Origin of the sequence: Streptomyces sp. NPDC046866 (assembly GCF_040704625.1) — a bacterium.
Classification (GTDB): Bacteria; Actinomycetota; Actinomycetes; order Streptomycetales; family Streptomycetaceae; genus Streptomyces.
The window spans coordinates 31,458-44,057 of the sequence record NZ_JBEYXN010000026.1 but is presented as its reverse complement, the minus strand read 5'-3'; the positions used below and the strand labels follow the sequence as shown (position 1 = coordinate 44,057).

Genomic DNA, 12,600 nt, shown 5'->3' with positions numbered 1-12,600 from the left:
CATGAGCACTCTTGAGCCCGAGCGCGGGACTGGTACGGGGACCCTCGTAGAGCCGACGCCGCAGGTGTCCCACGGCGACGGCGACCACGAGCGCTTCGCCCACTACGTCCAGAAGGACAAGATCATGGCGAGCGCGCTCGACGGGACGCCCGTCGTCGCGCTCTGCGGCAAGGTCTGGGTGCCGGGCCGGGACCCGAAGAAGTACCCGGTCTGCCCCATGTGCAAGGAGATCTACGAGTCCATGGGCCCCGGCGGGGACAAGGACAAGGGCGGCAAGGACAAGTAGGCCCCGCGCGGGCGGGTGCCGGACGCGACCGTCCGGCACCGCTCCGCGGGACCGGGGCCCCGGGGTGCGCACAGGCGTGCCCCGGGGCCTTCGCCGTACGGGGGTCGGCGGCCGACGCGGCAGCACCCTTGCGCGGAACCGGCGCGGCGCACGGCGCGCCGCGGCCCCGCGACGCCGCCACCCCGCGACCCGCGCACCCCACCCCGCGACGCCGCGACCCCGCGACCCCGCGGCCCCGCGGCCCCGCGACGCCTCCGAGCGAAGGGCCGACGCATGGACCTGATCCCCGCACCCCTGACCGCCGACCTGCACGAGGACGCGCCGCCGTACGTGTTCGGGCCCGCCCCGGTGCTCGACGCCGCACCCGGCACCGAGGGCACCGCGCGCTGGCTGCGCCGCGAGCTCGGCGCCGCCACCGGCTGGGACCTCCCGCCGGGCGGGCGGCACACGGCCGGCCCGGCGGCCGGGAACGGGGACGGGGACGGGGACGGGGAGGCGGACGCGGGAGGCCGCCCCGGCCCGGGCGGGATCGGGCTCCGCCTCGACGGCGCCCTCGCCGGACGCCTCGGCCCCGAGGGGTACACGCTGACCGTCGACGGGCACGGCGCGGACCTCGCCGGGGCCTCCCCTGCGGGCCTGTTCTGGGCCGCCCAGACGCTCCGTCAACTGCTCGGCCCCGACGCGTACCGGCGTGCCGCCGTCGGCGGCGGCGAACGGGCCTGGAGCCTGCCCCGCGGCACCCTGGAGGACGCCCCCCGCTTCGGCTGGCGGGGCCTGATGCTCGACGTGGCCCGGCACTTCATGCCCAAGGACGGCGTCCTGCGCTACATCGACCTCCTCGCCGCCCACAAGCTCAACGTCCTGCACCTGCACCTGACGGACGACCAGGGCTGGCGCATCGAGATCCGGCGCCACCCGCGGCTCACCGAGGTCGGCGCCTGGCGGCCGCGCAGCCGCTGGGGGCACCGGGCCTCGCCGCTGTGGAACGAGACCCCGCACGGCGGCTTCTACACGCAGGACGACATCCGCGAGATCGCCGCGTACGCCGCCGAGCGGCACGTCCGGGTGGTCCCGGAGATCGACGTACCGGGTCACTCGCAGGCGGCCATCGCCGCGTACCCCGAACTGGGGAACACCGACGTCGTCGACACGGCGGGGCTGGGCGTGTGGGACGACTGGGGGATCAGCGAGAACGTCCTCGCGCCCGGCGAGGCCGTCCTGCGCTTCTACGAGGGCGTGTTCGAGGAGGTCCTGGAGCTGTTCCCGGCGGAGGTCTCGCCCTTCGTGCACGTGGGCGGCGACGAATGCCCCAAGGCGCAGTGGCGCGCCTCGCCGGCCGCGCAAGCGCGGATCCGGGAGCTGGGGGTGGCCGGCGAGGACGGGCTGCAGGCCTGGTTCACCGGGCACTTCGACGGCTGGCTCGCGGCGCGCGGGCGGCGGCTGATCGGCTGGGACGAGATCCTGGAGGGCGGGCTCGCGCCCGGCGCGGCGGTGTCCTCCTGGCGCGGCTACGCGGGCGGGATCGCCGCCGCCCAGGCCGGGCACGACGTGGTGATGTGCCCCGAGCAGCAGGTCTACCTGGACCACCGTCAGGCACCGGGCCCGGACGAGCCGGTGCCGATCGGGTACGTGCGCACGCTGGAGGACGTCTACCGCTTCGAGCCGGTGCCGCCGGAGCTGTCCGGGACGGCGGCCGCGGCCCGGGTGCTGGGTGCGCAGGCCAACGTGTGGACCGAGGTGACGGAGAACCGGAGCCGGGTCGACTACCAGGTGTTCCCGCGGCTGGCTGCGTTCGCGGAGGCGGTGTGGTCGCGGCTGCCGGCGCCGGCCGAGCGGGACTACGAGGGCTTCGAGGCCCGGATGGCGGCCCACCGGCGGCGGTTGGACGCCCTCGGCGTCGACCACCGGCCGCCCGCCGGGCCGTTGCCGTGGCAGCGGCGGCCGGGGGTGCTCGGACGCCCGATCGAGGGGGCCCCGCCGAACGTGTGACGGGGCGCGCGGGAGGCGGGGGAGCCGCCCGGGGGCGGCGCGGAGCCGCCCGGGGCCGCGGCGAGCCGCACCGGGCGGTGCGGACCTCTCCCGAGCTCCCGGGAACTCCTGATCAATCCGGTACGTCCTACGTTCCCCGGGGGTTGTCCGGAACTCTCCCTCGAAAACGGCGTATTGGGCAATTCCAGCTATTCCGTTGTTCGTGTCGATTCGGTCGATACGGGGGAAACCGGACGGCCGGGAGCTCGAGGGGGCGCCCGGAGGACCCTCGCGCCGGGCGGTGGGGAAGATGTGCCAGAGTTGCCACGTCCCGGCGGTGAGCACGTACCGTACGGCGGACAGGCGTGAGCGCCGTGACCGGGACATCGGGAAGGGGCAGCTGGGTTGACCACGCACGCACCGCACACACCGCAGGCGGCGCAGTCCGTGATGCTGCCGGCCTCGCTCGAGGAGGCCGTGGCGGCTCTCGCCGCCATGCCCGCCGCCGTGCCCGTGGCCGGCGGCACCGACCTCATGGCCGCCGTCAACGCCGGGCTCCTGCGGCCCGCCGGACTGGTGAGCCTCGGCCGGATCAACGAGATCCGCGGCTGGCAGTACCAGGAGGACGGGCACGCGCTGCTCGGCGCGGGCCTGACCCACGCCCGCATGGGCCGGCCGGACTTCGCCGCCCTGATGCCCGCGCTGGCCGCCGCCGCGCGCGCCGCCGGGCCGCCGCAGATCCGCAACGCCGGCACCCTCGGCGGCAACATCGCCAGCGCCGCGCCGACGGGCGACGCGCTGCCCGTGCTGGCCGCGCTGGAGGCCGTCCTCGTCATCGTCGGCCCGGGCGGGACGCGCCGGGAGATCCCGGTCTCGTACCTGCTCGCGGGCCGCGAGATGCTGCGGCCCGGGGAGCTGATCGGCTTCGTGCGCGTGCCGCTGCTGCACGCGCCGCAGGTCTTCCTGAAGGCCACCGGGCGCACCGGCCCGGGGCGCGCCGTGGCCTCCGTGGGGCTCGTACTGGACCCCGCGCGCCGGGGCGTGCGCATCGCCGTGGGCGCGGTCGCCCCGATGCCGCTGCGGCCGCTGGAGGCCGAGCAGTGGGTGGCCTCGCTGATCGACTGGGACGGGGAGCGGACCCTGGCCCCCGAGGCGCTGGAGGCCTTCGGCGACTACGTCGCGGCCGCCTGCGTACCCGACCAGGGGGAACCTGTGGCCCCGGGCGTGCTGCACCTGCGGCGCACCGTGGCCGTGCTGGCACGGAGGGCCCTGGGGAGGGCGCTGACCTCATGAGTGAGAACGAGAACGTGAACGGAACGACGGGGGACGCGGGCGGGCCCGGCGCCGCGTGGGGCTGGGAGCCGGTGCCGCAGGGCGCCGAGTTCGACTCCGACGCGACGGCGTTCGTCAGCCTGCCGCCGGAGATGCTGGACGCGCTCGGCACGGGCGAGCCGCTGGCCGCGCCCGGGCACGGGTACGTCCCGCCGCCGATGATCCTTCCGCTGGGCGCCGCCACGACCGACCCGGCGGCCACCGGGACCTGGACGATCCCGGCGCAGTGGCCGGAGGTGCCGGGGGGCGCGGGCGAGGCGGGTGCCGGCGCGGGTGCCGGTGCCGGTGCTCCCGCTTCGGCTCCTGCCCCGGCGCCGGTCGGCGGGCCGATCCCGGCGTCGATCCCGATCCCGGCGTCGGTCGCCGCGGCGTTCGCGGACGCGGGCCCGGAGGCGGCGGTGGCCGGGGCCGGGGAGGTCGCCGAGGGCGACGAGGACCCCGGGGCCACGGCCGAATGGCAGTTCCCCGACGCCGTGCGGGAGGCCGAGCCGGTCGCCACGGGCCAGTGGACCCTGCCGGAACTCGGCGAGGAGACCGGGGAGTTCCGCCCCGACACCCTGCACGCCGACTGGAGCCAGGCCCCCGTGACCCTGCCGGGCGGCGCCCCCGCCCCGTGGGCGGCCCACCCCGGCTTCGAAACCGCCCGCGCGGACGCCCCGCTGAGCTCGGGCGTCCTGCCCGACGCCCAGGGCACGCCGGGCACCTCGGGCACCTCGGGCGCGGGCCTGCGCCGCCTCGGCGGTCCCGGCGTCGGCGCCCCGAGCCGCGGCCCGCGCGTCCTGGGCGGCCCCGGCGTGGGCACCCTCCCGGAGGGCGACCCGGCGCACGCCGCCGCCGCGGCGCCCGCCCACGCCGACCCCGCGGGCGCCTTCCCACCTGCGCACGAACACGCCCCCGCGGCGCACGCCGGCACCCGGCCGGGCGACACGGCGGCGCAGTACGCGGACCGGACCGACGGCCACGGCCATGGCGCGTTCGCCGCGCCGCACGCCCCGGCCGCCGAGACCACCCGGCCCGCGGCCGCCGCGGACGGCCTGACCCGGCCCTACGTCCGCGCCCACGCTGCCGGCCACGACCACGGCCCGGCGGGCGCCGACGGCCACGGCGAGGGCCACGCCCAGCCCCAGCCCGGCCACGGCCCGGCCGACGCTCACGGCCCTGCTGCCACCGACGGGCACGGCCAGTCGTACGCGGGCCTGGCCGGTGCTCACGGCCCTGCTGCCACGGACGGGCACGGCCAGTCGTACGCGCAGGCCCTGGCCGAGGGCCACGGTGCCGCCGATGCCTACGGGCTGCCCGGCACCCACGGCCCGGGCGGGACCGACGGGCACGGCCAGGCCTACGTGCAGGGCCCGGCCGACGGCCACGGCCCCGCCGCCACCGACGGGCACGGCCAGTCGTACGCGCAGGCCCTGGCCGAGGGCCACGGCCCCGCTGGCGCCTACGGGCTGCCGGGCACCCATGGTCCGGGCGGGACCGACGGGCACGGCCAGGCCTACGCGCAGGGCCCGGCCGACGGCCACGGCCCGGCGGAGCCCCACGGCCCGGCGGAGCCCCACGGCCCGGCGGAGCCCCACGGCCCGGCGGAGCCCCACGGCTCGGCCGGTGCTCACGGCGCCGCTGCCACCGACGGGCACGGCCAGTCGTACGCGCAGGCCCTGGCCGAGGGCCACGGCCCCACCGGCGCCTACGGGGTGCCCGGCACCCACGGTCCGGCCGGAACCGACGGCCACGGCCAGACCTACGCCGAGGCCCCGGCCGACGGGCACGGCCCGGCCGCCACCGACGGGCACGGCCAGCCATACGCGCAGGCCCCGGCCGAAGGCCCGACCTACGCCGAGCCCCCGGCCGACGGCCACGGCCCCGCCGACGCGCACGGCCTGGGCCACGGCCCGGCCGACACCGACGGCCACGGCCGCCCCTACGCGCAGGACCAGGCCCAGGCCGCAGCCCACGACACCACCCCCGGTCAGGGCAACACCCTCGGGCACGGCGCCGCCGACGGCCACGGGCCGGCCGGCGGTCCGGGTAAGGACGGGGCACCGGCCGAGGCCCACGGGTCCGCGGACGCGCACGCGTCGACCGGCGCCCACGACCCGGCCGGCGCTCCCGGCCAGGGCCCCGGCACCGACGTCCACGGCGGCCAGGCCGAAGGCCCCGGCGGCACGCTCGGCCGCGGCGACGCCCTCGCGCACGGCGCGGGCGACCCGCACGGCCAGGGCCGGGCCGACGGGGACGGCGAGGCCGAGGGCCGCGGTGACGACCGCGGGCAGGCCGCTGGCGAAGGCCGGGGCCGCGGCCCCGGGGACACCCTCGGCGGCGGCTTCGACGCCGCGGCCGCGCCTGCCGCGGTGGACGCGGACGGTACGGACGGCCCGGGCGGAGCCGGGGCCGGGCCCGCGCCGGGTGCGGGAACCGCGGACATCGCCGTGGCACCGCCGGCCGCGGGTATCGCCGAAGGACTCCCGGGCGCGGGGCCCTCGTACGAGGAAGACCAGGCGGCCGCCGCGGCCGTCGCCCACCACGAACACCCGTCTGCGTCCTACGTGTTGCGCGTCAACGGCGCCGACCGCCCCGTCACCGGCGCCTGGATCGGCGAGTCCCTGCTGTACGTGCTGCGCGAACGCCTCGGGCTCGCCGGAGCCAAGGACGGCTGCTCGCAGGGCGAGTGCGGCGCCTGCGCCGTGCAGGTCGACGGCCGGCTCGTCGCGTCCTGTCTGGTCCCGGCCGCGACGGCCGCCGGCAGCGAGGTGCGGACGGTCGAGGGCCTGGCGAGCGGCGGGGAACTCTCCGACGTGCAGCAGGCGTTGTGCCGTTCGGGCGCGGTGCAGTGCGGATTCTGCGTGCCCGGCATGGCCATGACCATCCACGACCTGCTGGAGGGCAACCACGCCCCCAGCGACCTGGAGACCCGCCAGGCCCTCTGCGGCAACCTGTGCCGCTGCTCCGGCTACAAGGGCGTCCTGGAGGCCGTCCGCGAGGTCGTCGCCGGACGCGAGGCGACGGCCGCCGCGGAGGCGGAGGCCGAGGCGGGCGGAGCGGCTGCGCCGCAGGCGGCGGGCATCGAGATGCGCATCCCGCACCAGGCCCAGCCCGGCGAGGGCGGGATCCACCACAACGGAGGCATGGCGTGAGCGGGCAGGACGCGGCGGGCTCGGCGGGCGCGGCAGGCTCGGCGACGGCGACGGCGACGACCACGGTGACGGTCACCACCGGCGCAGCCCCGGGCGGCTCCGGCGCGCCCGGCGGCGGCCCGGCCGAGGCCGGGGAGCCGGCGGTACCCCGCGGCATCGGCGCCTCCGTCGCACCCGCCGACGCCCGCGCCAAGACCGAGGGCACCTTCCCGTACGCCGCCGACCTGTGGGCCGAGGGCCTGCTGTGGGCCGCCGTGCTGCGCTCCCCGCACGCCCACGCCCGCATCCTGTCCATCGACACCTCGGCCGCCGCCGAGATGCCCGGCGTGCGTGCCGTCGTCACCCACGCCGACGTCCCCGGCGCCACCACCCACGGCCGGCGCATCGCCGACCGCCCCGTCTTCGCGCACGAGGTGGTCCGCCACCACGGCGAGCCCATCGCCGCCGTCGCCGCCGACCACCCCGACACGGCGCGCCTGGCCGCCGCCGCGATCATCGTCGAGTACGAGCTCCTCGACGCCGTCACCGACCCCGAGCAGGCCTTCGGCGCTCCGCCCCTGCACCCCGACGGCAACCTGATCCGGCACATCCCGCTGCGCTACGGCGACCCGGAGGCCACCGGCGAGGTCGTCGTCGAGGGCCTGTACCGCATCGGCCGCCAGGACCCGGCCCCCATCGGCGCCGAGGCCGGCCTCGCCGTGCCCCGCCCCGACGGCGGCGTGGAGATCTACACCGCCTCCACCGACCCGCACCTCGACCGCGACCTGGCCGCGGCCTGCTTCGGCCTCGAACCCGACCGGGTCCGCGTCGTGGTCACCGGTGTGCCGGGCGCCACGGCCGACCGCGAGGACGCCGCCTTCCAGCTGCCGCTGGGCCTGCTCGCCCTGCGCACGGGCCACCCGGTCAAACTGGCCGCCACCCGCGAGGAGTCCTTCCTCGGCCACACCCACCGCCACCCGACCCTGCTGCGCTACCGCCACCACGCGGACGCGGAGGGCCGCCTGGTCAAGGTCGAGGCCCAGATCCTGATGGACGCCGGCGCGTACGCGGACTCCTCCTCCGAGTCGCTCGCGGCGGCCGTCGCGTTCGCCTGCGGCCCGTACGTGGTGCCGCACGCCTTCGTCGAGGGCTGGGCCGTGCGCACCAACAACCCGCCGTCCGGGCACGTCCGCGGCGAGGGCGCCATGCAGGTCTGCGCCGCGTACGAGGGCCAGATGGACAAGCTGGCCGCCGCCCTCGGCATCGACGGCGCGGAGCTGCGCCTGCGCAACGTCCTCGCCACCGGCGACCTGCTGCCCACCGGCCAGACCGTGACCTGCCCCGCCCCGGTCGCGGAACTCCTGCGCGCGGTCCGCGACGTCGAGCTGCCCCCGCTGCCGAAGGACGCCCCGGAGGAGGAGTGGCTGCTGCCGGGCGGCCCGGAGGGCGCGGGCGAGCCGGGCGCGGTGCGGCGCGGGGTCGGGTACGGGGTCGGCATGGTGCACATGCTGGGCGCGGAGGGCACCGACGAGGTCTCCACGGCCACCGTCAAGGTGGTCAACGGCGTGGCCACGGTGATCTGCGCGGCCGTGGACACCGGCCAGGGCTTCGCCACCCTCGCCCGCCAGATCGTCCAGGAGGTCCTGGGCGTGGACGAGGTGACGACGGCCCCCGTCGACACCGACCAGCCCCCCGCCGGCCCCTCGGCGCACGGCCGGCACACGTGGGTCTCGGGCGGGGCGGTGGAGCGCGCCGCGAAGATGGTCCGCACCCAGCTCCTGCAGCCCATGGCGCACAAGCTCGGCATGTCCACGGAGCTCCTCCAGATCAAGGACGGCCGCATCACCTCCTACGACGGCGCGTTCTCCACCACGGTCGCGGAGGCCATGGCGGGCAAGGAACTCTGGGCCACCGCCCAGTGCCGCCCGCACCCCACGGAGCCGCTGGACGGCGACGGGCAGGGCGACGCCTTCGTCGGCCTGGCCTTCTGCGCGATCCGCGCGGTGGTGGACGTGGACATCGAGCTGGGCACGGTGCGCGTGGTCGAACTGGCCGTCGCGCAGGACGTCGGCCGGGTCCTCAACCCCGCTCAGCTGCACGCCCGTATCGAAGCGGGCGTCACGCAGGGCGTCGGCGCGGCCCTGACGGAGAACCTCCGCTCGGTGGCCGGCATGGTCCGCCACCCCGACCTGACGGGCTACGCCCTGCCGACGTCGCTGGACGCCCCGGCGGTGCGGATCGTCAAGCTGGTCGAGGAGCGGGACGTGGTGGCCCCGTTCGGCGCGAAGGCGGCGAGCGCGGTCCCGGTGGTCACGTCCCCGGCAGCAGTGGCCTCGGCGGTCCGCGCGGCCACGGGCCGCCCGGTCAACAGGCTCCCGATCAGGCCCTCGGCGGCGGTGGCGGCGCCCAACTCCTGACCGGAAGAGCCGCATTGAGTCGCATTGCACGTGCAACCCGAGCTTGGGAGTGTCGGAACCGATCGCTAAAGTGATCGGTGAGACTTATTGCGTTCGCGTGCGAACGGGTGCAACGGGGACGGGGAGCGGTGGTGACACCGCACCCCACACGGGGAGACAAACGGGGAGGCCATCGTGGCAGAGAATGCAGCACCAGACCTGTTCTCAGGGCTGGCTGCCAGCGCGAGCGGCGCGGCGGCTGCGATCCGGGCTCAGGCCAAGGCGCTCGCGGTCGACTACGAGACGCTGTCGGGCTACAAGAACGTCGTCGACGAACTCCTGAAGAAGCTCAACGACTCCCAGGCGGACGACAAGAAGCTGGCCCACGGCACCCTCCCCAAGGGGGCCCTCGGCAAGGGATTCGCCGAGGCGGACGCCCTCTTCAAGACGTACGAGACGGTCCAGACCCAGCTGGAGAACCTCTCGAAGAACCTGGCGGGCCAGATCGAGGGCCTGGGCATCGCGATCCAGACGTCGGGCAAGGGGTACGCCGAGATGGACGAGGAACAGAAGCGCCGCATGGCCCAGATCGCCAAGCAGGCCAAGCACGACTACGACCCTGATCGCGACCCGCTCAACAAGCAGCAGCAGAAGGAGCACAAGGACGCCCAGCCCGGCACGGCCGGCGAGGCGAACAAGCCGAAGGGCAAGATCTGATGGCGACGAACTTCGAGGGCTTCTCCCACCAGCAACTGCTCGCCATGGTCGCTTCTCTCGACCCGGAGACGGTAACCGCCCGCAGCACCCTCCTGACGGAGGCGGCGAAGACGATCGAGGAGATCGGCAAGGCCCTCAAGAAGCACAAGGTAAAGGGCTGGGAAGGCGAGGCCGCCACCAAGTTCGAGGAATGGGCCGACCGAACGGGCAACGCGACGCTGGCCCTGAGCGACTACAGCGCCGCGGGCGGCAAGTGGATGGGCGAGGCCGCCCAGATCATGCACGAGGTCAAGAAGAACATTCCGGCCTACGACAGTTCGACCGCCGAGACCTACGAGGCTGCTCGGAAGTACCACAACGACCCGGACGCCCAGAAGCTTGCCTCGGAGTCCCACGCCAAGCTGAGCGGCGACCACCAGAAGGCCATCGACGCCCTGACGAAGCTGGCCGGGGCGTACGAGCAGTCGAACACGCAGATCGGCAAGGTGGAGCCCCCGACGTTCCCGCCGCCGCCGGGGGATTTCGTTCCGGATTACGGTGTCTACGGCAGTGAAGACATACAGCGCTCTGGGGGCGGCTATGGCGCTGGATCCGGCGGGGGCAGCGGTTCGTACGCGCCGTCGACTCCCCGGACCAGCGGTCCGTCCAACGACCTTGGCGGGGTCGGCGGTCACCGGCCGGAGGTGACACTGCCTCCGACCACTGGACCCGCTCCGGTGCCGGTGTTGCCGGACCACGACGTGGACGTGGACCTCGACCACGTGGGCACCCTGCCGGACAGGACCGTCCCGCCGGTCACCAACATGCCGAACCTCCCTGGTCCCGGCCCGAGCGGCCCCGGACCGGTCGCCCCCATGCCGCCGATCGGGCTTCCGTCTCTTCCCGGGCCGACGCTGCCCGGTGGTGGCGGCCCGGTGAGCAAGCTGCCGCCTCTGACGGGTCCTGGCGGCAAGTTCGGTGGTCCGGCTCCGCTGCTTCCTCGTGACACTGGCATCATCGGTGGCCGCCAGGTGACCACCGGTGGCCCTACTCCGGGTCTCCCGCGTTCGACGGTCATCGGCACGGAGGGTGTGCAGGGCGGTCGCGGTATGGGCGGCAGCGGTATGCACCCCGGCGTGGGTGGCCCTCACGGTGGTGGGCCGGGCGGTGGTGCGGCGGGCCGTCGGCTGGCCATGGAGCCGGGCGGTGTCGTCGGTGGGCGCCAGCCCGGCGTGGTCGGTCGTCCAGTAGCGGGCGGTCAGCCGTTCACGCAGGGCGGCTCGGGCCTCGTGCGCAATACTTCCGCCTCTGGGGCGGGCCGCGGCACCATGGGCGTCGCCGGTGCGGGGGGCCACACGCCTGGCAACCGGCATGCCCAGCGGACGGGCGACCGCCCCGATTACCTGTCCGAGGACGAAGAGACCTGGCAGGGCAACGGTCGTGTTGTTCCGCCGGTCATCGACTGAGCAGAACGGACCTTTGCACGAGATGCGCATGCGTAAGGCGACCTCGGCCCTGGTGGGCCTCCTGCTGGCCGGGGTCGCCGCGACCCCGGCCCACGCGGACACGGTCCGGTCCAAGCAATGGCATCTCGACGCCATGAAGGCCGACGACATCTGGAAGATCACCACAGGTAAGGGCGTCACTGTCGCGGTCATTGATACCGGCGTTGCCCGCATCCCTGAACTCGAAGGGCAGGTGCTTCCCGGTAGAAACTTCGCAGCGCCCAGTTATGCCGGTGACGAGCGAACAGACTATGAAAACCACGGCACCGGCATCGCCGCCATCATTGCCGGGAACGGAAAAGGGCCCGGCGGCGTAGACAGTGCATTCGGCCTCGCGCCAGGCGTCAAAATCTTGCCGCTCCGGGTCGATCTCGGTGGTGATGGCGGCACGCCGTTCAAGGCGATGAGCGAAGCAGTTCGTTATGCGGCGGATTCGGATGCCAAGGTGCTCAACATCTCCATGGTGGGCGTCAACCAGAGTGAGAACCTTGCCGCTGCGGTGAAATATGCCCTGTCCAAGGGTAAGTTGATCTTTGCTGGTGTGGGTAACGACGGGAACAGCGACGTCTACTACCCGGCGGCGATACCCGGAGTCGTCGGTGTTGCAGCTGTTGATGCAGACGGTGCTGCGACGAAGGAGTCGCAGCACAATGCTTACGTCGACATGTCGGCGCCTGGCATCAACATCGTGACCGGGTGTGCCGGAAAAACTGGCCTGTGCAACACGCACGGCACGAGCGACGCCACAGCCCTCGCCTCCGCCTCCGCGGCGCTGCTGTGGTCCGCGCACCCCGACTGGACCAACAACCAGGTGCTCCGCGTCCTGCTGAACACCGCCGGCAAGGCGGACGACGGCAAGGAGCGGAACGACTACCTCGGTTACGGCATCGTCCGGCCGAAGGTCGCGCTGCCCACGCCCGGCGACCCGGGGCCGAAGGACGTGTACCCGCTTCCCGACCTGGCGGCGGCAGAAGGCAAGAAGTCGCCCGCCCCGTCCGCCGACGCCAAGAACCCGGCATCCAGCGCGCCCCAGGCCGAGGCCAAGACGGACGACAAGGGCAGCAGCCTGCCCTGGCTCGCGCTCGGGCTCGGGGCCTGTGTCCTCGTCGGCGGCGGTGCGGTCGCCGCGGTCCTCGTCCGTCGCAGGAGCCGCTGACTCACCCGCCCGGGTGAGGGGCAGGGCCCGAATCCAGCCCGCCCCCGCCCGGCCCGGATCGGTCCGAGGTGCGGCCCGCCCGGGCCCGGACGGGTGCGACGCGGCGGCACGCCGTGTCCGGTATTCGCCCGTGCGGCACCGCACCGTG

General features: G+C 75.3%; 8 protein-coding genes. All 8 read left to right on the top strand.

Annotation, left to right across the window (positions count from 1 at the left end; translation table 11 throughout):
- The first annotated feature begins 1 nt into the window (after position 1).
- The 8 genes from AB0953_RS29165 to mycP all read left to right on the top strand — a co-directional run bounded on the left by AB0953_RS29165 (position 2) and on the right by mycP (position 12,452).
- Entirely contained in the window at positions 2-286 is a 285-nt protein-coding gene (locus AB0953_RS29165) for a DUF3039 domain-containing protein (RefSeq protein ID WP_030010729.1), read from the top strand.
- Between the two features lie 273 nt (positions 287-559).
- Entirely contained in the window at positions 560-2,275 is a 1,716-nt protein-coding gene (locus AB0953_RS29160) for a beta-N-acetylhexosaminidase (protein ID WP_366862563.1), read from the top strand.
- Positions 2,276-2,659: 384 nt separating this feature from the next.
- Positions 2,660-3,547, top strand: coding sequence for an FAD binding domain-containing protein (locus tag AB0953_RS29155; protein WP_361915488.1), 888 nt, complete (start codon positions 2,660-2,662; stop codon positions 3,545-3,547).
- Entirely contained in the window at positions 3,544-6,720 is a 3,177-nt protein-coding gene (locus tag AB0953_RS29150) for a 2Fe-2S iron-sulfur cluster-binding protein (protein WP_366862562.1), read from the top strand. Before AB0953_RS29155 ends, AB0953_RS29150 begins: the two co-directional genes overlap by 4 nt.
- A 155-nt stretch (positions 6,721-6,875) precedes the next feature.
- Entirely contained in the window at positions 6,876-9,116 is a 2,241-nt protein-coding gene (locus tag AB0953_RS29145; RefSeq protein ID WP_366862612.1) for a xanthine dehydrogenase family protein molybdopterin-binding subunit, read from the top strand.
- 174 nt (positions 9,117-9,290) lie between these two features.
- Entirely contained in the window at positions 9,291-9,812 is a 522-nt protein-coding gene (locus AB0953_RS29140; RefSeq protein ID WP_366862561.1) for a hypothetical protein, read from the top strand.
- On the top strand, positions 9,812-11,257 hold the full coding sequence (locus AB0953_RS29135) for a hypothetical protein (protein WP_366862560.1): 1,446 nt from the start codon (positions 9,812-9,814) through the stop codon (positions 11,255-11,257). The genes AB0953_RS29140 and AB0953_RS29135 overlap by 1 nt, the downstream gene beginning before the upstream one ends.
- 28 nt (positions 11,258-11,285) lie before the next feature.
- Positions 11,286-12,452 carry a type VII secretion-associated serine protease mycosin gene (gene mycP / locus AB0953_RS29130; RefSeq protein ID WP_366862559.1) on the top strand — a complete coding sequence of 389 codons (1,167 nt, stop codon included), beginning with the start codon at positions 11,286-11,288 and terminating at the stop codon, positions 12,450-12,452.
- The last annotated feature ends 148 nt before the right edge of the window (positions 12,453-12,600 follow it).